The following is a 20,054-nucleotide window of genomic DNA, read 5'->3' as shown; positions in this document are numbered from 1 at the left end:
CAAATGTGAGCGTTCCCCATATTCGATGATCGAGATGCGCGCCGCCCGTACGCGGGAAAGAGCGCGAGGAGAAGCCCGAGCCCGGCGCCGCGGTGGCCGTGCAGACCCGCCGAGACACCAACGCCGAGGTCGTCAGGGCCTCCGCGCCGTACCCCTCCTCACCGCCACGGTCCTGCGGGTGGGGCCGCGAGAGGCGATCACAGCTTACGGCCGTACGTACGTCGAACTGCGCCACGCCATCGTCACGGTGATGGCGGTCCTGGCCCTGGCCTGTGTGCTCCATCAGTCCGGCCGGACCAACACGCTGAGCGAGTTCCTGGCCCAGGCCGGCGGCTTCGTCTTCCTGTCGTCGATCCTGGGCCGGATCGGGGTGGCCGTCACCGGCTCCGACACGTCGGCCAACGTGTTGTTCGGGGCGCTGCAGGTGCAGACTGCGGCCGACGCCGGGTTCGACCCGGTGCTGCTGGCCGCGGCCAACTCGTCGGGGCGGCGTGCTGGGCAAAATGATCAGCCCCGCGGAATCTGGCGATCGCCGCGCCGGCGGTGGGCATGGCGAGCCTGGAGGGCGACATCTTCCGCCGCGTGGTCGGCTGGATTGTGGCCCTGCTGCTGGTCATGTGCGTTCCGTTGGCCCTGCAGGGGACTCCGGTGCTCGACTGGACGGTGCCGACAGCGCCCTGAGCCGTTCCAGCAGGCGCGCCGCCTCGGCGGTCAGGTCGCCGCGGGGGCCCGGGAAGTAGCCGTGCGCGGCCGTCCACCAGCGCAGGTAGCGGCCGAACTGGCGGATCGTGGAGTCGACCGGGAACGGGTCGTCGGCCGGCCATTGGGCGCGGGTGCGCGTCACCAGCTCGGCCAGCTGTTCCTCGGCCTCGTCGAGGGCCCCGGTGCGGCCCGCGAACGGGGCCAGCAGCAGCAACTCGGCCAGCGACCCGGGCGCCCACGCGTCGTCGTCGGCCGCGGCGGCCTCGCGGGCGGCGTACCACTGGCCGACCCGTTCGATGCGCCCGGTCAGCGCGGCCTCCAGCGACAACGCCTGCACGCCGTGCCAGTGGTGGGACAGGTTGCGGGTGAAGCCCTGCAGATACCACTCGCGGGCCTCGGTCAGCCGTTCGCGGGCCGTGGCCGCCCAGTCGCCCGTCTCGCCCAGGCGGGCCCGCTGGAAGGCCAGTTCCGCATACCGCTTCTGGGCGCTGCCGAGGATGCCCAGGTTCTCCAGCCGGGCCGCCTCGGCGGGCGCGGCGACCGCGCCTTCGACGTAGCCCTGGAGCGACGCGATCCGCGAGCCCAGCCGGCCGGCCACCGTGTCGAACGCCCCGGGGTCGGTGATGCCCTCGTTGACCAGGCGGTCCGACCACAGCTGAGCCGTACGCAGCGACGCCATCTCGGCCTGCATGGCCACCTCGTAGAGCCGGTCCTGATAGTCCTCGGGCAGTTGCACGTAGGCGACCAGGCTGGCCCAGTCGTGCGCGGTCTCGGCGCCTTGGCCGTGCAGCCGGGTGCGGGTCTCGTGCAGCGCCTCGCGCACGTCGGCCCCGGCCAGCACGGGGTCGTAGAAGCTGCGGGCGAACGTGGTGGACCCGGCGAAGGTCAGCGGGAACTGCGAGGCCAGCACGACCGGCACCCCCGACACGTGCAGCGCGTGGGCCAGGCTGCCGCCGCCGGTGACGCTGTTCGACTCGTTGCCGCCGTCGCAGACCGCCAGCGTCACCACGACCGGGCCGGGCTCGATCTCCTGGATCACCGCGCGCAGCATGTCCGGCGTCACCGCGGCCATGTTCCGGTCGTCGTCGTCGAACAACGCGACCCCGAAGGCCGGCTCGAACTTGTCGCCGACGTCGCAGCCGTGGGCCAGCACGTGCAGGTGCGTGTAGGGGCGGCCCTCGGCCGTGGCAGCCCGGGCGGCGGCCCGGATCCGGCTCAGGCTGGCCCGGTCGATCGTGGTCAGCATGCGGCGGTTGTCGCGGACGGCGTCGGCCAGCCCGGGCACCGGCAGCGGCTCGCTCCACGGCTTGAGCGCGTCGCGCAGCGCGGCCCGGTGTTCCTCCAGCGGCACCGGCGTGCCCGCGCCGGCCGGGGACGCGGCGGCGAACAGCACCCGCGGCTTCGACCACCAGATGTGCCGCTCGCCGTGAGCGCCGGTGCGCACCCGCCTGGTCAGCACGAGGGGCGATCCGCCGACGGCCAGCTCGAACGGCAGCGCGCTGAGCTCGGCGGCGTTGGTGACCAGGTCGATCTGCACCGGCTCGGTCTCGGCCGGCCAGGGCCCGAGCACCTCGCTGACCACGCGGGACAGCTGGTGCAGGGATTCGTCGCGGCGGCCCTCGTCGTGCTCGACGGCGTAGCGCAGGTGGTCGAGCCGGCGCAGGAACTCGCCGTGGCCGATCGGGATCCGCACCTCGGTGACCGGCTCGTTGCCGCGGGCCCGCAGGAACCGGTCGCCCCGCCGGAGCATGCCCGAGTTCTGGTCGTCGAAGCGGAAGAACTCGATCAGCTCGGAGCGCATCTAAACGTCGTCCTCCAGGTCACCCTCGGTCTCGTAGTCGATGTCGAAAGAGTCGGAGCGCAGCACGTCGGTGCTGCCGGTGAGCCGGCGCAACTTGAACAGCCGCAACCCCACGACCCCGCTCGCGCCGATCACCTCGAGCCCGGCCGCCCGTTCGCCGGACAGCGTGATGCCGCCCTGCGCCTGACCCAGTTCGAGCAGGTGCAACACGTTCGCGGTGGCGTTGAGCTCGAACGCGGTGTTGGCCTCGCGCGACGAGATGATCGTGCAACCCTGAGCCGCGTACGTGGAAGACACCACCCGGTACTTGCGGCGCCAGCCCTCGGCTTTGCGAAGCGCCGCACCGACTTCGGCCACGTCCTGCATGGACTCGACCGTCAGCACCGGCGCGTCGACGTAGAACGAGTCCTTTGTGGAGAACTCGATGCGGATCGACGCTTCCAGGTCGACCTGCGGGATGTTCGGCACCTCGGCGCCGGCCAGAAACTTGGTGACCCGCGTGCCGTCGGACCGAAAGCGCAGCTTGGTCGGCGCACCCGTCGCGGGCGTGAACGTGACGCCGTACTCGGCGATGTTGCCCATCTTGACGAAGACGCCGTCGCTGACCACGCCGTAGTCACCCAGGGCGAACGTGTTGGTGACGGGCAGCCAGGCCGCGTGCACGTCGAGCTCGGAGTGCAGGACCTTGCTGAACTTCCGGGCCGTTCCCATGATCGCGCTCCCCGTCGACGGCTGGTGGAGGTCCATCGTGGCCCGCCCGGGCAACCCGCACAACGGACCGTAGGTATGACCCCCATGTTATTGATTGACATCGATTTTTTGCGGTGCCAGGCTGCGGGCGTCTACCAGAAGGGAAACCCCCATGCGCGTACGACGGTTCCTCGTCACCGCGGCCGCCGCGATCGCCGGCATGACCGGTCTCGTGGCCACCCCGGCCCACGCTGTCGCGGCCACCACGCTCGCCGGCACCATCGCGCTGAGCAACTGCTCGGCCTCGCTGGTGCGCTACCCGTCCTCGGTGAGCAGCGACCGGGCCATGATGCTGACCAACGGCCACTGCTACGAGGGCGGCTTCCTGAGCAACGGCCAGGTGCTGCAGAACCGCACCTCGTCCCGCTCGGGCACGCTGCTCAACGGCACCGGCGGGTCGCTCGGCACGGTCCGCGCCGACCGCGTGCTCTACGCCACGATGACCGGTACCGACGTCGCGCTCTACCGCCTGACCAGCACCTTCGCCACCCTGCAGAGCCGGTACGGGGCGACCGCGCTGACCATCGCGAGCAGCCGCCCGGCCGCGGGCACGAGCATCGCGATCCCGTCGTCGTACTGGAAACGGATCTGGAACTGCAAGGTCGACGCGTTCGTCCCGCAGCTGCGCGAGGGCGACTGGACGTGGCGGGACTCGATCCGGTACGACACCGCCTGCGACACCATCCACGGCACCTCGGGCTCGCCGATCGTCAGCGCCTCCAGCGGCCAGATCGTCGGCATCAACAACACCGGCAACGACGACGGCGAGCGCTGCACCCTCAACAACCCCTGTGAGGTCGCCGCTGACGGCACGATCACGGTTTCCCAGGGGCAGAGCTACGGTCAGCAGACTTATTGGTTCACAACGTGCCTGAACGCCTCGCGCGTGATCGACCTCGCCAAGTCGGGCTGCCTCCTGACGAAGCCCTAGGCGACGCAGAACTCGTTGCCCTCGGGGTCGAGCATCACCACGTGGCCCAGCTGGTCGCCGTAGTGCTCGGTGCGGATCTCGGTCGCGCCCGCGGTGACCAGCTCGGCCACCTTGGCCAGGATCAGGCGGGCGCGGTCGTCCGGGTCCCACGGCGGCTCGCCGGCCACCCGGATGTCGATGTGGAACCGGTTTTTCGTGGTCTTGACCTCGGGCACGCGCAGGAAACTGACAGCCGGGCCGCGGCCCGCGGGGTCGACGATCGAGGCGCCGTCGGGATCGTCGTAGCCGTCCTCCGGCACGTAACCCAGCGCCTGCGCCCAGAAGGCGGCCAGCCGCTGCGGATCAGTAGCGTCCCCGCCGAGCGTCCAATGCGTGGCCATACCCGGCAACCTAGTGCCAGACCGCGGCCACCGCAGGCTCGCTCGCGGGCGCGGTGATCGACAGGCGGGCCGGCACCAGGCGGCGCAGGCCGGTGGCCCGCTCGGCCGCGATCCAGGCTTCCTGGCGCAGGCTGTCGCTCGTGCGGCGGGCCAGCGTGGCGTCGTGGCGGGCGGTCTTCTCGGCCGCCACGGCCCGCTCGTAGCGGTCGCGCAGGTGGCCCGCGGCGGCCCGGAAGACCACGAGTTCCTGGTCCAGCGGGTGCAGGCGGGCGTCCCAGCCGGCCCGGCCGGCCAGGGCGTCGGCGACCGCGGCGGCCGGAAGCCAGCCGTTGCCGGCCGCGGTGCGCACGGCCTTGTGCAGGAAGCGTTCGCGGGCCGCGTACTCGGTCGGGGTCTGCGCGCTCCACGGCGTGCCGAACGCCGCCGCGGCCCGCCGCACCCGCAGCCGGGCGTCCGCGTCGAGCCAGGCCTGCCACGCCTCGGTCACCTCGTCGGTCGACGCCTCCCAGCGCTCGTGCCACCGCTCGGCGGCCAGCGCGGCCCGGTCGGCGGCGACCCGCACCTCCTCGGCGAACTGGGTGGCGGCCAGGGCCTCCAGCGCGGCCTCGCGCTTGCGCTCGCCCCGGCCGGCCGGCAGCCGCAGGAACCGGGCCAGCGACCGCAGCGCCTCGCCGGGGTTGCGCATCGCCTCGGGGTTGGCCAGCACCAGCACGGCGGGCAGGGTGAGGATCCACAGGGTGGCCCAGATGGCGGCCGGGGCCGGGGTGGTCAGCAGCATTTCGGCAACAACGTTGTTCATCGCCAGGTGTCCTGTCCGCGTCGAGATGGGGAGGCGCGCGGTCCACTTCGGCGGGACGGCGCGGGCGGCGACCACGGGACGGCCGGCCGGCCGTCAGCGCGTGATCAGGCGAGAACGACCGGCGGGGCGCGGGAGCCGGTGACGCCGGCGGCGCGCTGCGCGGTGAGAACCCGGGCGACGTCGGCGACGGGGCCGTCCGGCGTACGGGAAAGCGCCTCTTCCACCTCGTCGGTGGAGTCGTCGGCGAAGGAGTCCGGCGTGGCGGCGGCACTGTGGCCCACGCCCGCGGAGGAGAGCACCTGTGTTGTCGTCTGCGGCGCGGTCAGGCCCAGCGTCAGCAGCAGGAGCAGAACAGGCAACGACCGCAGCAGCACGCCGCGGAGTGAGTTCGTTGCCATGTCGCTAATGTACGGATTTGGTAACGAAAATCCGATCCGCCACTCCGAAGATCACTTCGGGACTTGCTTCAGCAGTTCCCTGCACTCGTCGGTGGTCAGGCACGCGACGACCGTGTCCTGCACGCCGGGCAGATTCTTGATGTTCGCCATCTCGGTGCCGTCGCGCACCTTCCGCACCGCGTCGACCGAGGTCATGTGCACCCGGTACGTCTCGGGCAGCGCGTCCTCGCTCACCGACCGGACGAACTCGGGGTCGTCGGACCACAGGTCCTTGAACCGCTCGTACGCCTCGGCCCGGGTCTCGAACTGCACCCTCTTGATGCCGTCGAGGCCGCCCAGGTAGCTCTCGATGGTGGTCTTCTGCCCGGCGGTGACGTCGGGGCGCAGGAAGACGGAGAACACCGGGTCCTCGCCCAGCAGCTTCTCGATCTTCTTCGCCTCGTTGTCCTTCTGTTCGTCCTGAAAAAGGCTGCAGCCGCTCGGGCCCAGCAGGGCGAAGGCGGCAAGGACGGCGATCAGCAGACGGCGCACGGGCGGACTCTAACAACTGCCAGCCCGCCCGTGCGCATCGATAACCGTCAGGCCGTACGGCAGCTCAGTGACGGCCACGTCCAGTTGCCGCCGTGCTGGATCGTGAGGCCGAACGTGTTGCCGTTCCCGTTGGGGCGTGCGGTCATCACCAGTCCGGTGCTGTCGTAGCTGACCGACGCGTTCCAGGTCGCGATCACGCGCTGCGGCGAGCGCAGGGTCACCGTGACGATCCAGTTGTTCGTGCCGCTCACGGCCACCGAGCCGTTGAACCGGTCGCTCCACTGCTGCCCGGCGGTGTAGGTGGTGGTGCAGGATCCGCCGCCGGTGGGCGGGGGAGTGGTCGGGTTGGAGCCGCCCGAGGGGGCCACGGCGCGGCCGGTCGACGACGAGATCATGCCGGCGCACAGGCCGCGCTGGGCCAGCCCGGCCGCGATCTGCGGGACGGCCGCGATGGTGCTCTGGTAGTTGTCGTGCATCAGGATGAGCTGCCCGTTGGTCAGCCGCGCGGCCGCCTGCACGATCTGCGCGGTGCTGGCGCCGTTCCAGTCCTGCGAGTCGACGTCCCAGGTCACGGTGCGCAGCCCCAGGGCCGAGGCGGCCGACTGCAGGGTCGCGTTGGTTTCCCCGTACGGCGGCCGGAAGATCGTCGGGGTTCCTCCGCCCCCGTTACGGATCGCCGTCTGGGTGCGCGACAGCTCGTCCGACATGGCGCCCTGGCTCAAGTTGAGCATGTGCGGGTGGGTGTAGCTGTGGTTGGCCACCCACATGCCCGCCGAGACCTGGGCCGCGACGAGCCCGGGGTTGGCCGCCGCGTTCTGCCCGGTGTTGAACATCGTGGCCCGCAAACCGTTGCTGCGCAAGGCGTTCAGCAGCTGAGTGGTGGTGCTCGGGTTGGGCCCGTCGTCGTAGGTCAGGCCGACGTAGCCGTTCTGGCAGCTGGCCGCCTGCGCCGGTGTGGAGAGCGCGACTGTGCCCGCGCCGGCCAGGACGGCGGCCAGGGCGGTGAGGAGGAGGGGACGGAACCTTCTGATCACAGGAATCACCTTCGTCGTGGTCGGGGAGGCGCGGCGACCGGTGGAAGCCGCCGCGCTATCGACGTACGTCACTGTGCTCCCCCATCTTGGGAGCGTGCCCGAGGTGAGTCAACCGCCTAGTTCCGGAAACTTTCGCCTTATCGGAAGCCACATGGAGAATGCATTGACCGTAAGTTTCGGTCATTTAACGGAAAGAACGTCGGTCAGTCCGTCCACGCGCACTCGCCCCCGCAGCGAGCCCGACGCGGCGTCGAGCCAGACCACCTCGTTGTCGCCGCCCGCATAAAGCCGCGACCCGTCCGGGCTGAGCCGCAGGCCCCGGACCGCCGCCGGCAGCGTCCACGTGGCGGCCGGCGTCTTGCCGTCGAGCACGTGCACGGTGGCGCCGTCGGCCGCGTAGAGGTGCTCGCCGAACACGAGGCCGGCCCGGCCCTTCCCGGCCGGAATCCGGACGACCCGCTCGATCGCCAGGGACTCGGCCCCGGCGTACGCGATCGACCCCGACGCCGTGTCCAGCACCGCGATCCGCTGCCCGTCGACGGCCAGCGCGTGCCCCTCGGCCGGCCCCTGCCCGAACGGATCGGGCAGATCGAGGCAGTACGCCCACTGCTCGCTCAGGTGCAGCACGTGCACGAAGGCGTGCACATGGCTGCGCGTGCCGTGGAGCAGATCACGGGTGTGCTGATGCTCGGGCTGGTGCGTGTAGAGCGTGTAGAGCGTCTGCCGCGCCCGCGAATACACCGCCTGTCGTCCCCGGCCCCGCATCTGCTCCTCGGCGCCCTCCGGGACGGGTCGCTTGTCCCGGGTGAACAGCGGCGACACCTGGCCGTCGGCCAGGCTCAGCAGCCGCACGCGGTAGTGGTCGGGCTTGCTCGCCGGAAGCCAGTCGAGCACGAAAAGTCCCTGGCCGTCGGCCGTGAACGCGTCCGGCTCGACACAACCGGGCAGAGTGAGCTTCTTCCCCGCCACCAGCAGCGGCGACATGGCCCGGCCGGGTGGCGGGTCGGCAGCTGGATCCGGGGCCAGCACGCACTCCTGGCCCGATTCGGCGACCACCCGGGGCATCCATCCACCCCCGATCGGCTGCTTCTGGAGGGATGCCCCGGTCGCCGCGTCGATCCGCACCAGGTGGTCGCCCTCGACCGCGTAGGCGATCGCGCCGTCCCGGCTCAGCACCGAACCGGCGCCGAACGATTGCGACGCGGCGCCCGCGAGCCGGACGACACCGTCGCGGGCGCCGGCCAGCAGCACATCCGGAACCGGCGTGACGGCGGTGGCCTGACGTGACCGGCAACCGGCCAGGGCGGCGAGCGCTCCGCCGGAAAGGGCGAGGAACGAGCGGCGTGTGGTCATGCCATCCAGACACCACCAGCCGGCAAAGGGTTCCGGGAACCTTTCCGCGCCGGCCGGTGTCAGTGCAGTGTCGGTGCGGACAGAGGAGCCGAGGCTGAAAGAGGCCACAGAAATCGACGACGCCACGGCGGTGAGCCGGGCCCGGGCCGGCGACCTGGGGGCCTACGAGGTCCTGGTCGCCCGCTACACCGTGCCCGCGCATCGCGCCGCCGTGCTGCTCGGCGCGGGTGACGACGCCGACGACGTGGTGCAGGAGGCGCTGGTGAAGGCGTACCGGCAGTTGTCGCGATACCGCGGCGAGTCCGGCTTCCGCCCGTGGCTGCTCGCCATCGTGGCCAACGAGACCCGCAACCTGCACCGGTCGCGCCGCCGCCGCGACGGTCTGGCCCTGCGGGCGGCCGCCGCCACCGAGCCGCGGCCCGACGAGCCCGATCCGGCCGACACCGTCCTGGCCCGCGAGCGCCGGCAGCGCCTGCTCGACAACCTGCGGTTGCTGGCCCAGCGCGACCAGGACGTGCTGGTCTGCCGCTACCTGCTCGACCTGAGCGAGCAGGAGACGGCGGTGGCGCTGGGTGTGCCCAAGGGCACCGTGAAGTCACGTACCGCGCGGGCGCTGACCCGGTTGCGCGAGCACCTGCGGGCCGGGGAGGTGCCCGGTGCCTGAGCCGCACGACGACCTGATCGCCGAGCTGCGCGAGCTCGACGGCTTCCTGGCCGTGCCCGAGGCGGCCGACCAGCGCGCTGCCGTGCGTTCCCGGCTTTCCGATCCCGTACGCCCCCGGCGCCGTTGGCGGCTCTACGTGGCGTCCGCGCTGGCCGCCCTGGCCGTGACCGTCGGCGCCGTGGCGCCGGCCCGCGCCGCGGTCGTCGACGCGGTCGTGCAGGTGCTCCGGGTGGCCGGCATCGAGGTGCGCCGCGAGGCCCGGCCCGCGCCACCCGCCCCGGCGCCCAGCCCGCTGCCCTCGACCGGCGTGGTGACCCTGGAGCAGGCCCGGCAGCGCGCGCCGTTCACCGTCAAGCTCCCGTCCGCTCTCGGCCCGCCGGAGCGCGTCGAGCTGGCCGACCCCGACGACAACGGCGTGCCCCGGGTGGTCAGCGCGGTCTATCGCGGCGGCAGCGTGCGGTTCGACCAGTTCGCCGGTTCCGCGGGGGCCTTCGTGAAGCAGGCGCGCGACGCCGAATGGGTCGACATGGGGCCGGGCATGTCGATCTGGTTGCCCGAGCCGCACACGCTCACCTACGTCGACCGCTTCGGTCAGGAGCACACCGCCACCGCCCGGCTGGCCACCCCCACCCTGATCTGGGAGCGGGATCAGGTGACGTACCGGTTGGAGGGCTTCACCAGCCTGGCCGCCGCGAAGGCAACAGCTCTGTCACTTTCTTGAAATCGACGGTTGTCCACATCGCGCCATGTCGCCTGTGCGGCAGGGCCGGGATCTCCCGGCTGGAGATCGACCGACTTCACAATGCGTTCATCCCGAGCGCTGAGGAGTCGGCCTTGTCACGAAGTAAACGCCTGACCGGTGTCCTGACGGCCGGCCTCCTGATCGGAGCCGGCGCAGCGGCCGTGTCCCCGCCAGGACCGGCCGCTGCCGCCCCGGCCCCGTCGCCCGCGGCCCGGTCGATCACGCTGATCACCGGCGACGTCGTCCAGCTCGTGCCCGCGGGCGACGGGCGGGTGGCGGCGTCGGTGCGGCCGGCCCCCGGTCGCGAGCGCATGTCGTTCACGACGGTCGAGACCCGGGACGGCGTACGGGTGGTCCCCGCCGACGCCGTACCGCTGCTCGCCGCCGGGCGCGTCGATGCCGAACTGTTCGACGTGCAGCGGCTGGTCGACCAGGGCTACGGCGACGCCGCCCGCGACACCCTCCCGCTGATCGTCCGGTCGGCCCGGGGCGCGGACACCGCCCGTACGCTGGGCGCCCCGGCCGGCACCGCGCTGCCCAGCATCGGGGCCGTAGCGGTGCGCGCCGACAAGGACTCCCTCGCGGCCTTCTGGCGTACGCAAGCCGGAGCCGCAAGCGCCGCCCGCACCGCGACCACCGACCGGATCTGGCTCGACGGCCGGGTCACGCCGGTGCTCGACCGCAGCACGGCCCAGATCGGCGCGCCCGAGGCCTGGAAGGCCGGGCTGGACGGCACCGGCGTGACCGTGGCCGTGCTCGACACCGGGGCCGACCAGAACCACCCCGACCTGGCCGGGCGCGTCACCGAGGCGCGCGACTTCAGCGGCAGCCCCGACACCGCCGACCACTTCGGACACGGCACCCACGTGGCGGCCACGGTGGCCGGCTCGGGCGCGGGGTCCGGCGGCACCCGCAAGGGCGTCGCGCCCGGGGCGAAACTGCTGATCGGCAAGGTGCTCGACGACAGCGGCACCGGCTACGAGAGCGGCATCATCGCGGGCATGGAGTGGGCCGCGGGCGCCGGGGCCAAGGTCGTCAACATGAGCCTGGGCGGCAGCGCGACCGACGGCACCGACCCTATGAGCGCCGCGGTGGACGAGCTCAGCGCCTCCACCGGCGCGCTGTTCGTGGTGGCGGCGGGCAACGAGGGCACCGACTACGCGGTCGGCACGCCCGGTGCGGCCCCGTCGGCGCTGACCGTGGGCGCCGTCGACCGCGACAACCAGCTGGCCGGCTTCTCCAGCCGTGGCCCGCGACCGGGCGACGAGGGGCTCAAGCCCGAGATCACCGCGCCCGGCGTCGGGATCGTGGCCGCGCGCGCCGCCGGCACCGCGATGGGTGAGCCCGTCGACGAGCTCTACACCGCGGCCAACGGCACGTCGATGGCCACGCCGCACGTCGCGGGGGCGGCCGCCGTCGTCGCGCAGCAGCACCCGGACTGGTCCGGCCCGCAGATCAAGAACGCGCTGGTCAGCACCGCGGTGACGACGGCCGGCACTCCGGTCTACGGGCAAGGGTCGGGCCGGGTCGATGTGGCCCGCGCCGTTCGCCAGAACGTCTCGGGCACCGGGATCGCCGACTTCGGGTTGCACGCCCTGGGCGACCCGGCGGTGACACGCAAGGTCACCTACACCAACACCGGCGCCGCGCCTGTCACTCTGACCTTGCGTTCCTCCTTGCCGCAGATCACCGTGGCCCCCGCGACCGTGAGCGTTCCGGCGGGTGGCAGTGCCGAGGCGACGCTCGGCTGGAACCTCCCGGCCGTGGAGCCGGGGCAGCTCGACGGCTGGCTCACCGCCACCGCGCCGGGCGGCGTGCAGGTCACGACCGCGCTTGGCGGCACTCTCGACAAACGACGGCATCTGGTCACGTTCAAGGCCGTGGGCCGGGACGGCCGGCCCGCGCCGGTGCCGGTGCTGCAGGCGTTCGGGGACGACCGGCGCTTCGACATCCTCAACTTCCTGATGACCGGTGAGACCAAGACGTTCCAGGTGGCCGAGGGGGACTACCTGGTCGACGCCACGATCCCCAGCGGCGGCCCCCAGGACGAGCAGGACAATCTGGTCACCATTCCCGAGCTCAAGGTCGACCGGGATCTGACCGTGGTGCTCGACGCCCGGACGGCCAAGCCGATCCGGATCGTGACGCCGAAGCCGGCCGAGCAGCGGACGGTCGAGAGTTATTACGTACGACGGATGACCGGCAGCGGCCGCGGCATCATCAACGGCTTCATGAACTTCAGCGCGGTCCAGAAGATCAACGTCACGCCGACCGCGAAGCTGCGCCGGGGCAGCTACGAGTTCTCGTCGCGCTGGCAGCTCGTGGCCCCACTGGTGCAGGCGAGCATTCCGGGCGTGACCGGTGAGCTCGACATCAATCTGTGCGTCAACTCCCCGGCGTACGAGGGAACTCGCCGTTTCGGCCTCGTGAAGGGGCTCGGCGGTAACGTGCGCGGCCAGGCCGTGGTGCTCGAGTCCGACAACGCGGACGAGGCCGCGCGGGCGGCGGCCGCCGCCGGGGCGGCGATCGCGCTGGTGGCGGTGCCCGCCGACACCAGCGCCTGGCAGCCGTGGGATCCGAGCGCCGAGACGCGCCTGCCGATCCCGGTCGCGCTGGTGGCGCACGACGACGGGCAGCGGATCCTGGCCCGCGCGGCTGCTGCGGGTGCGAGCATCTCGCTCACGCTCACGACCAACAGCCCCTACCTGTACGACGTGTTCCAGGTCAGCCGGGGTCAGGTGCCCAACGGGATCGTGCACCAGGTGACCGCGGCCAACTCGCGCCGGATCAGCTCGCGCTACGCCCACAACGGCGGCTTCGACTGGGTCCGCGAGCAGCGCTTCGGATGGCGGCCGTATCAGGAGTACTCGTGGAACGACACGCAACGCGACGTGCGGACGCCGACCGTACGTGAGGAATGGGTCTCGACCGGTGACAGCGTGTGGCAGCACCAGGTTCACCACGAGTTCCCGTGGAACAACATGGGTGGCGCTCTGCAAGGGGGAATCGTCGAGGACCCGGTCTCGTACGCCCGGGCCGGCTCGTCGTCGGAGTCCTGGTACGCGCCGGTGGTCCGCCCGGCCACGCCGTCCGGTCACACCAGCACCCGGACGGGCAACACGCTGCAGCTGCGGGTGGCGTCGTTCGTGGACAGCACCGACCGGCACTACCTGGTCACGGATTCCGGGGCCGAGCTGTCGCGTAACGGCCGCGTGGTCGCCGACCTGCCGAACGGCTGGCAGGACGTCACCGTGCCGGCCGGGAACGCGACGTACCGGCTCGACATGGCGACCGCCCGCGGCGGCGACGACTGGCTGTACGGCACGTCGACGTCGACCTCGTGGACCTTCAAGTCGGGTTCGGGTGGGACATTGCCGCTGCTCCAGGTCTCGTACGGGATCAGCGCCCTGGATCTGCTGACCGTGCGGGTGCCGGGCGCCCGGCAGGTCTCGGTCGCCACCTCGGCCGACGACGGTCGCAGCTGGAAACCGGCGCTCATGCTGGGGTCGGTTGTGCTCGTCCCGCCCGGCCGGGGCCCGGTGTCGCTGCGCGTCGCCGCCTCCGATGAATCGGGCAACTCGGTCGAGCAGACCGTGATCAGGGCGTACGGCCGATGAGGCCGCTGGCAGAAGACCGCTGGCCCGCCTGCGGCGCTTACAACCAGCCTCGGCGGGCGGCCTGGAACGCCAAGCCGGCCCGGGTGTCCACGCCGGCCGCCTCCATCAGGCGGTCGAGGCGGCGCTGGACAGTCCTGCGGCTGACGCCGAGCTGGGTCGCGATGGACTTGTCGGGCAACCCCGCGACGAACAGCGAAAGCAACAACTTGTCGGGCTCCTCCTCGCTGCCGTCGGGTCGCAGCGGGGTGGCGCGCTCCCAATAGCTCTCGAAGAGGGCGACCAGGGCGTCGAGGAGCTCACTGGGGCGGATCAGGGCCGCGGTGGGCTCCCCGACGCCGCGCGCCGCGTCCGGCACGAGCGGGCAGATCGCCAGCGCGCGGTCGGCCACGGCCAGGCGTACGGGCAGCTGGGGGAGCGTGCGGGAAAGTTCACCGAGTTTCATGGCGTCGACGATGCTCTCCAGTTCGCCGGGCTTCTCCAGCAATTCGCGCTCGTAGATCGCGCGATACCGGACGCCCCGGTCGAGGGCCGTCAACTCCTCGGTGTTCTCCGGGCCCTGCATCGCTATCGGGTTGGCCCGGCAGAACCAGAGGATCTCCTCGCGGGCCGAGTCCTGCATCTCGCGCAGCCGGTCGCGCAGCGCGGCCGCGCCGGTCACGATCTCGACCAGATGCTCGGGGCTGCGGCGGCGCGCGTTCGTGCGGTATTCCTCGCTCAGCGTGGCCACCAGCCGGCGGGCCGACTCCAGCGACTGCTGCTCGCGCAGCAGGGCGTCGCCCAGCGCGACGTCGGCCGGCAGGGCGTGGAAGATCGGGCCGGCGGTGGCCAGCCCCTTGCGGTGCAGCGCCTCGAGCAGGGCCCGGGCCTCGTCGCCGGGCAAGGCGGCCTGCGCCGCAAGATCGGCCGGGGCGGCGCCGGCCATGCGCACCAGCAGCCGATACGCCTGCTGCTCCGGCGCGGAGAGCATGTCGAACACGGCGACCACAGTAATTCGTCCGGGTCGGCCCGGGCAGATCCGTTCTTGTTGTCACAGTCGAATAACCACGGAACGCATCGGCAGAAGTACGCTGTGTCCAATTGCTAGCCCGTCATACCGATCGTTGCCCCGTCGCCGATGAGGACACGAAGCCATGACAGTGACCGCAGATGCACAACAGTTCCTGCAGGCCGGCCTGGACCAGACGCCCTGCCTGGTGATCGATGTGGACGTGGCCCGCACCCAGTACGAGCGGATCGCGCACGCCTTCGCCGGGGCCGGCGTCCACTATGCCGTCAAGGCCAACCCCGAGCCACCGTTGCTCCGGGCGCTGGTCGCCGCCGGCTGCCAGTTCGACGTGGCGAGCCGGGCCGAGATCGACCTCTGCCTGGCCGCGGGCGCGTCCCCGGGCGACCTCAGCTACGGCAACACGATCAAGAAAAGCGAGGACATCGCGTACGCGTACGCCCGTGGGGTCCGGATGTTCTCGTTCGACAGCGACATGGAGCTCGACAAGATCGTCACGCATGCGCCCGGCTCCTCGGTGCTGTGCCGGGTGCTGGCGTCGAGCGACGGCGCCCGATGGCCGCTGTCGCGCAAGTTCGGGTGCGTGCCCGAGATGGCGGCCGAGCTGATGAAGGTGGCCGCGTTGCGCGGGCTCGACCCGGCGGGCATCGCCTTCCACGTGGGTTCGCAGCAGCTGCACCCCGACCGGTGGGAGCCGTCGATCGCCACCGCGGCCTGGATCTTCAAGGTGCTCGAGCAGTCGGGCATCTCGCTGCGGATTCTCAACGCGGGCGGCGGCTTCCCGGTGCCCTATCGCACGCCGGTGGCGCCGATCTCCGCGTTCGCCTCCGCTGTTTTCGACGCCGTTCGTCGCCATTTCGGACACAAGCCGCCGTCTCTCATGATCGAGCCCGGACGCTACATCGCCGGTCCGGCCGGGGTCCTGCACACGCAGGTGGTGCTGGTGTCCCGCAAGTCGTACGACGACGAGCCGCGCTGGGTCTACCTCGACGTGGGCCGGTTCGGCGGGCTGGCCGAAACCGAGGACGAGGCCATCCAGTACGAGTTGACGGCCCCCCGCGGCGGTCCCACCGGCCCGGTCATCCTGGCCGGTCCGACCTGCGACAGCGTCGACATTCTGTATCAGCACGCGCCCTACGATCTCCCGCTGGACCTGGCGGCCGGCGAGGTGATCCGGATCCACGGAACAGGCGCGTACACGGCGACCTATTCGGCGGTCGGCTTCAACGGACTGCCGCCGCTGCGCACAGTCGTTTCTCCTTGATTTCGGCCTGATCCGGCCGATGAGCCGGGTCATGCGCCTGCTGACCGTCGCGGCCCTGGCCGTCGCCGTGCTCCTCCCGCCCGGCCCGGCCCAGGCCGCGACCAGGTCCTACCCCGCTTCGTCGGAGGTCTTCGCCAACCCCGGGCGCGGCTTCTTCACGTACAGCGAGACCCGGCTGGGCGCTGCGTACGAGCCGCTGATCGCCGCCGACCTCACCCGGGCCCCCTCACTGAGGCCCGCAGCCTGGTCTACCGGCATTACTACCTCGCCCGCGACACCGCGCTGTCCGCCGCCGACCTGACCCGGATCGGGGCCGACCTCACCGCGGTCCGCGCAGCCGGCGTCAAGATCGTGCTCCGCTTCTCGTACAGCGACACCTCTTCCGCCGACGCCCCGCTGACCCGCGTCCTCGAGCACATCACCCAGCTGGCCCCCACTCTCCAAGCGAACGCCGAGGTGATCGCCGCGTTGCAGGCGGGCTTCATCGGCCAGTGGGGCGAGTGGTACTACAGCGACAACTTCTCGACGTCGCCCGGCGTGCTGACCCCCCAGAACTGGGCCGACCGCAAGGCCGTGCTGGCCGCCCTGCTCGCGGCCACCGGCCCCACCACCCAGATCCAGGTGCGCACCCCCGAATACAAGCGCCGGCTCTTCCCCGGCGTGACCCGCATCGGGCTGCACAACGACTGCTTCCTGGCCGGCACCGACGACTACGGAACGTTCACCGCCCCCGACGACACCGCGTGGCTGGCCGCTTCGACCACCACACTCGTAGGCGGCGAAACCTGCGACGTCTCGTCACGCTCCACGTGGCCCAACGCACGCAGCGAGATGGCCCGCTACCACTGGACCTACCTCAACCCGTCCTTCAACGCCGAGGTCCTCACCTCGTGGGGCGCCGCCGGCCGCACCGAGGCCGCCCGCCGCCTCGGCTACCGCCTGCGCCTGGTCCGCGCCACCCTCCCGACCACGGCCACCCGGGGCACCCAGGTCACCGCCCAGCTGATCCTGACCAACGACGGCTTCGCCGCCCCCCTCACCAACCGGCCCGTCAACCTGCTGCTGACCACCACCGCCGGCCGCACCACCACGGTCCGCATCCCCGCCGACCTGCGCACCCTGCTCCCCGGCCAGGAGGTGACCCTGCGCGCGACCTTCACGGCCCCCGCCGCCGGTGCTTACAGTCTGGCCCTCTCGCTGCCCGACCCGTCCCCCCGCCTGGCCACCATCCCCGCGTACGCCATCCACCTGGCCGACCAGGGCGTGTGGGACACCAGAACCGGCCGCAACAACCTGGGCATCACGTTGCGGATCAGCTGAACGCCGATATCCCGTCGGCGGGCGCGACTCTCAGCGGAGTCACAGCCACGTGCTGTCAGCATCAGCGAATGCCAGGCAGGCCACGCGACGTGGCTCGGGAAACTGCATGACTGCGTCGGTCTTGCCCATGACGGTCGCCGTACTGGGTGTTGTCGCAGCCGTCGCACTGCGTGTCCGGAACCGGATGGTCTTGCCGGTGGTCGTTGTCGTGGTGGCTGTGAGCTCCGCCCTGGGCACTCTGTCGAGCGACCCACCAGCATCGGAGAAGACCACCGGCGTGGTCACGCTGGTGGAGATAGCTGGGCTTCTGCTCCTGATTTGTCTCGTTGCCCGCTACGCGGAGACACGGCAGGCGGTCGTGCTTTGCGTTGTGCTGGGGGTGCTGGCGTCGACTGCACTCTTCCGGCTTCAGATCCCCCCGACCGCGACGGAGACTGCCGCGCAGGGCGCGTTCTTCGCGCTCGTCGCCGTCGCCGCGGCCGCCACCGGCGGCGCTCTGCGCCGTCTGGAGACCCGCAGGTTCCAGGCGGTGCACGAGGCCCGTCTTGGTCAGCGCCTCCAGTTGGCGGGCGATCTGCACGACTTCGTCGCTCACGACGTGTCCGGTGTCGTCGCGCTGGCTCAAGCGGCCCAAGTGATCGGCGCGGAAAAGCCGGAGAAGCTGCTGCTGTTGCTTCAGCAGATCGAAGCCTGCGGCCTGCAAGCTCTGGGCTCCATGGACCGGACCGTCGGCATTCTCCGGTCCGGCGACGCCACAGCTGTGCTCGGGCGGGAAGCGGCGGACGAGACGCAGCGGGAGTGCCACGGCCTGGACGACATCGCGGACATCGTCGACCGGTTCCGAGCGGCCGGTCCGGCCGACGTGCGTCTGATCGTCGACCGGTCCGGCGAAGAGATCCGCCGAGTGCCCCGCGAAGTGGCGAGCACCGGGCATCGGTTGGTGGTGGAGGCGCTGACCAACATACGTCGGCACGCCGGCAGCACACCGTCGGTGACCGTGTCCGTGGTGGTCGGCTCCGAGCGCTCCCAGCCGGTGCTCACGGTGTCCGTGATCAACGGCCCGCCTCGCGTCATCGAGCCCGGTGGCAGCCCTTTCGGTGACCGTGGGCACCATCGTTCGACCGGACTGGAGGAGCTGGCCGGACGCGTCCGGGCCCTCGGCGGGACTCTGGAGTTCGGCGTCCACGGTGGGCACGGCTGGCGGGTCACCGCGCACCTGCCGATGGACTGAGCCCACTGCCGATCCCGGTTTCCTCGACGTACGAGCGGCCGCAGGTCACCAGGGCCGGTGATCAGCCACTGCCACCACCAGCTGAGCGACCAGCGTGGTGAGAAACACGATCGCACCGATGATGTTGCGCGATCCGACGCGCAGATGGGCGCCGATCGCGAGGATGAAATAAAGAATGAGTCCCACCGCGGCCAAGGTGCCGACAGCCGGCACCACGAAGCCCATCAGAAGACCCAGCGCGCCGGCCGCCAGGATGCCGCCGAGCCGGGACATCCAGTACGGCGGCAGCTTCTTCATCTCCAGCTGCGCTTGCGGATATTTGTGGCCGATCAGGTAGAAGATCGCGGCGGAGCCGGTGAAGACCGAAGCGATGACGGTGAGCGTGACATAGGCAGCGTTCACTTGAACCCCTCACCGCGGGCGCATCGTTTGCACACACCGCGCCGCCGGAAGTAATAGGCGAGGGTGGCGGTGGCCAGGGCGAGACCCCAAATCGGCCAGATCATTTCCGGTACCGTGGCACCCCAGTCCTCCTTCTGATTGTCGAAAGCTCCCTGGAAGTGCAGCCGGATGTACATCACCCCGGCGATCGTCACCATGATCGAGACCAGGGCGGCCGGGACGACGGCCAGGGACAGGGGCACCCGCCGGCCCCGGAGGCCGACCATCCACCGGGGAAACACTTCGCCCCAGCGTTGCACCAGGCCCAACGTGAGCAGCGAGCCGAGCGCCCCCATGGTGGCCAGCGCAGCGCCGTAGAGCCAGAGGTGGTCCTTCTGGCCTTCCTCCCACAGCTGGTCGGACAGGCCGAGCGGGAAGCCCAGCACCCAGGCCCACCGGGTGCTGGCGTACAGCAGGGGGACGACGACCGCCAGGTACGCGGCTTTCCGGCCCCAGCGGGCGGCAACCTGCGGCGAGGTCCAGCCGGCGGTGGCGCTGGAACGTCCGCAGCGGGTGCACGCACCGGACACGCGACGCTGATAGACGACCGCCGACGCGACCATGAGGCCCACGGAGACCACCGCGAACAGCTGGTTGAGGACGGTCCAGTTGATCGCGCTGAACTTCAGCATGAACAGGTATGCCACATTGCCGAGGATGCGGAAGTCGGCGAGGGCGAAGAACACGGTGGCGGCCGAGATCGCGGAGGCGCCTACCAGGAACAGGGTAGGAATCCGCCGCCGTCCCGGCAGCGCCATGAGAAGCGCGACCGCAGCGCTGCCCAACAGCCAGCCCGCGATCCACGGGGCCAGCCTGTCGCGCCCGAGGTGCGGGAACGCCGAATACTCGGGGTTGGCGTCGTCGGCGCCGAAGGGAAAGCCGGCTCCCCCGAGAGCCCAGTAGGTATGGGCCAACCCGTACAGCAACAGCGCGAAGAAGGCCGTGTAACCGATCAAGGTCGTCCGGTTGAATCGCCCGGGTACCGGACGTGGTTCGGCGGCCTGGCTCACCATGCTTCCTCCTTTGAGGTCGATCGCAGCTCAGCCTGCCGGGACGGGCCGGTCGGCACATCTGCCGAACTGCAGAGCGGCCG

At 71.2% G+C, this 20,054-nt stretch carries 19 protein-coding genes and 1 pseudogene; 9 read left to right on the top strand and 11 right to left on the bottom strand.

The features are described from left to right. Positions 1 to 25 precede the first annotated feature (25 nt). A pseudogene (locus BKA14_RS44335) lies at positions 26 to 439 on the top strand (L-lactate permease); the annotation flags it as partial. A 174-nt stretch (positions 440 to 613) separates the two neighbouring features. Here the strand turns inward: BKA14_RS44335 and BKA14_RS25510 are convergent. Further along, on the bottom strand, positions 614 to 2,503 hold the full coding sequence (locus BKA14_RS25510) for a CHAT domain-containing protein (RefSeq protein WP_184953387.1): 1,890 nt from the start codon (positions 2,501 to 2,503) through the stop codon (positions 614 to 616). Further along, positions 2,504 to 3,214, bottom strand: a complete 711-nt coding sequence (locus BKA14_RS25505) for a hypothetical protein (RefSeq protein ID WP_184953386.1) — start codon at positions 3,212 to 3,214, stop codon at positions 2,504 to 2,506. It abuts the gene before it with no gap. Between the two features lie 151 nt (positions 3,215 to 3,365). On the opposite strand from BKA14_RS25505, the gene BKA14_RS25500 reads away from it, so the two are divergent. After that, positions 3,366 to 4,184: a S1 family peptidase gene (locus tag BKA14_RS25500; RefSeq protein WP_184953385.1), complete on the top strand. Its 819-nt coding sequence runs from the start codon at positions 3,366 to 3,368 to the stop codon at positions 4,182 to 4,184. Here BKA14_RS25500 and BKA14_RS25495 read toward each other — a convergent pair. From BKA14_RS25495 to BKA14_RS25470, 6 genes are all read right to left on the bottom strand, one after another. After that, complete coding sequence (locus BKA14_RS25495) at positions 4,181 to 4,564, bottom strand: VOC family protein (protein ID WP_184953384.1); 384 nt, start codon at positions 4,562 to 4,564, stop codon at positions 4,181 to 4,183. The two genes, BKA14_RS25500 and BKA14_RS25495, sit on opposite strands and share 4 nt — an antisense overlap. A gap of 10 nt (positions 4,565 to 4,574) precedes the next feature. Next, positions 4,575 to 5,363, bottom strand: a complete 789-nt coding sequence (locus BKA14_RS25490) for a hypothetical protein (RefSeq protein WP_184953383.1) — start codon at positions 5,361 to 5,363, stop codon at positions 4,575 to 4,577. A 104-nt stretch (positions 5,364 to 5,467) separates the two neighbouring features. After that, positions 5,468 to 5,761 carry a hypothetical protein gene (locus BKA14_RS25485; RefSeq protein ID WP_184953382.1) on the bottom strand — a complete coding sequence of 98 codons (294 nt, stop codon included), beginning with the start codon at positions 5,759 to 5,761 and terminating at the stop codon, positions 5,468 to 5,470. 51 nt (positions 5,762 to 5,812) lie between these two features. After that, entirely contained in the window at positions 5,813 to 6,292 is a 480-nt protein-coding gene (locus BKA14_RS25480) for a permease-like cell division protein FtsX (protein WP_184953381.1), read from the bottom strand. 47 nt (positions 6,293 to 6,339) lie between these two features. Further along, positions 6,340 to 7,326, bottom strand: coding sequence for a polysaccharide deacetylase family protein (locus BKA14_RS25475; RefSeq protein WP_239093482.1), 987 nt, complete (start codon positions 7,324 to 7,326; stop codon positions 6,340 to 6,342). A gap of 180 nt (positions 7,327 to 7,506) precedes the next feature. Then, positions 7,507 to 8,679: a hypothetical protein gene (locus tag BKA14_RS25470; protein WP_184953380.1), complete on the bottom strand. Its 1,173-nt coding sequence runs from the start codon at positions 8,677 to 8,679 to the stop codon at positions 7,507 to 7,509. Positions 8,680 to 8,752: 73 nt separating this feature from the next. On the opposite strand from BKA14_RS25470, the gene BKA14_RS25465 reads away from it, so the two are divergent. The 3 genes from BKA14_RS25465 (at position 8,753) to BKA14_RS25455 (ending at position 13,702) form a co-directional block, all read left to right on the top strand. Beyond that, a complete protein-coding gene (locus BKA14_RS25465; RefSeq protein ID WP_239093480.1) occupies positions 8,753 to 9,343 on the top strand; it encodes an RNA polymerase sigma factor in 591 nt (196 codons plus the stop codon). Continuing rightward, positions 9,336 to 10,064: a hypothetical protein gene (locus tag BKA14_RS25460; RefSeq protein WP_184953378.1), complete on the top strand. Its 729-nt coding sequence runs from the start codon at positions 9,336 to 9,338 to the stop codon at positions 10,062 to 10,064. The genes BKA14_RS25465 and BKA14_RS25460 overlap by 8 nt, the downstream gene beginning before the upstream one ends. 113 nt (positions 10,065 to 10,177) lie before the next feature. Next, positions 10,178 to 13,702 (top strand): S8 family serine peptidase, encoded by a 3,525-nt coding sequence (locus BKA14_RS25455; RefSeq protein ID WP_239093477.1) that lies wholly within the window; start codon positions 10,178 to 10,180, stop codon positions 13,700 to 13,702. Positions 13,703 to 13,739: 37 nt separating this feature from the next. On the opposite strand, the gene BKA14_RS25450 is transcribed toward BKA14_RS25455, so the two are convergent. Continuing rightward, a complete protein-coding gene (locus tag BKA14_RS25450) occupies positions 13,740 to 14,669 on the bottom strand; it encodes a helix-turn-helix domain-containing protein (RefSeq protein ID WP_184956952.1) in 930 nt (309 codons plus the stop codon). 163 nt (positions 14,670 to 14,832) lie between these two features. Between BKA14_RS25450 and BKA14_RS25445 the strand changes: the two genes are divergently transcribed. The 4 genes from BKA14_RS25445 to BKA14_RS25430 all read left to right on the top strand — a co-directional run bounded on the left by BKA14_RS25445 (position 14,833) and on the right by BKA14_RS25430 (position 18,520). After that, a complete protein-coding gene (locus BKA14_RS25445) occupies positions 14,833 to 15,969 on the top strand; it encodes a type III PLP-dependent enzyme (RefSeq protein WP_184953377.1) in 1,137 nt (378 codons plus the stop codon). A 19-nt stretch (positions 15,970 to 15,988) separates the two neighbouring features. Beyond that, positions 15,989 to 16,270, top strand: a complete 282-nt coding sequence (locus tag BKA14_RS25440) for a hypothetical protein (RefSeq protein ID WP_184953376.1) — start codon at positions 15,989 to 15,991, stop codon at positions 16,268 to 16,270. Further along, positions 16,213 to 17,289, top strand: coding sequence for a DUF4832 domain-containing protein (locus tag BKA14_RS25435; protein ID WP_308441617.1), 1,077 nt, complete (start codon positions 16,213 to 16,215; stop codon positions 17,287 to 17,289). The genes BKA14_RS25440 and BKA14_RS25435 overlap by 58 nt, the downstream gene beginning before the upstream one ends. Positions 17,290 to 17,566: 277 nt before the next feature. After that, entirely contained in the window at positions 17,567 to 18,520 is a 954-nt protein-coding gene (locus tag BKA14_RS25430) for a sensor histidine kinase (protein WP_203722706.1), read from the top strand. A gap of 45 nt (positions 18,521 to 18,565) precedes the next feature. Here the strand turns inward: BKA14_RS25430 and BKA14_RS25425 are convergent, their stop codons facing one another. Both BKA14_RS25425 and BKA14_RS25420 read right to left on the bottom strand, forming a co-directional pair. Further along, positions 18,566 to 18,922, bottom strand: coding sequence for a DoxX family protein (locus tag BKA14_RS25425; protein ID WP_184953374.1), 357 nt, complete (start codon positions 18,920 to 18,922; stop codon positions 18,566 to 18,568). After that, complete coding sequence (locus BKA14_RS25420; RefSeq protein ID WP_184953373.1) at positions 18,919 to 19,974, bottom strand: hypothetical protein; 1,056 nt, start codon at positions 19,972 to 19,974, stop codon at positions 18,919 to 18,921. Before BKA14_RS25420 ends, BKA14_RS25425 begins: the two co-directional genes overlap by 4 nt. Between the last annotated feature and the right edge of the window lie 80 nt (positions 19,975 to 20,054).

It is taken from the genome of Paractinoplanes abujensis (assembly GCF_014204895.1).
Taxonomy (GTDB): Bacteria; Actinomycetota; Actinomycetes; order Mycobacteriales; family Micromonosporaceae; genus Actinoplanes; species Actinoplanes abujensis.
Note: the sequence above shows the minus strand (reverse complement) of the source record. Positions and strands in the feature narration are given on the sequence as shown.

Coding starts and splice junctions, on each gene's coding strand:
- BKA14_RS25440 (WP_184953376.1), top strand. CDS start 15,989: ATGAGCCGGGTCATGCGCCTGCTGACCGTCGCGGCCCTGGCCGTCGCC.
- BKA14_RS25450 (WP_184956952.1), bottom strand. CDS start 14,669: ATGCTCTCCGCGCCGGAGCAGCAGGCGTATCGGCTGCTGGTGCGCATG.
- BKA14_RS25510 (WP_184953387.1), bottom strand. CDS start 2,503: ATGCGCTCCGAGCTGATCGAGTTCTTCCGCTTCGACGACCAGAACTCG.
- BKA14_RS25505 (WP_184953386.1), bottom strand. CDS start 3,214: ATGGGAACGGCCCGGAAGTTCAGCAAGGTCCTGCACTCCGAGCTCGAC.
- BKA14_RS25470 (WP_184953380.1), bottom strand. CDS start 8,679: ATGACCACACGCCGCTCGTTCCTCGCCCTTTCCGGCGGAGCGCTCGCC.
- BKA14_RS25490 (WP_184953383.1), bottom strand. CDS start 5,363: ATGAACAACGTTGTTGCCGAAATGCTGCTGACCACCCCGGCCCCGGCC.
- BKA14_RS25495 (WP_184953384.1), bottom strand. CDS start 4,564: ATGGCCACGCATTGGACGCTCGGCGGGGACGCTACTGATCCGCAGCGG.
- BKA14_RS25485 (WP_184953382.1), bottom strand. CDS start 5,761: ATGGCAACGAACTCACTCCGCGGCGTGCTGCTGCGGTCGTTGCCTGTT.
- BKA14_RS25445 (WP_184953377.1), top strand. CDS start 14,833: ATGACAGTGACCGCAGATGCACAACAGTTCCTGCAGGCCGGCCTGGAC.
- BKA14_RS25420 (WP_184953373.1), bottom strand. CDS start 19,974: ATGGTGAGCCAGGCCGCCGAACCACGTCCGGTACCCGGGCGATTCAAC.
- BKA14_RS25500 (WP_184953385.1), top strand. CDS start 3,366: ATGCGCGTACGACGGTTCCTCGTCACCGCGGCCGCCGCGATCGCCGGC.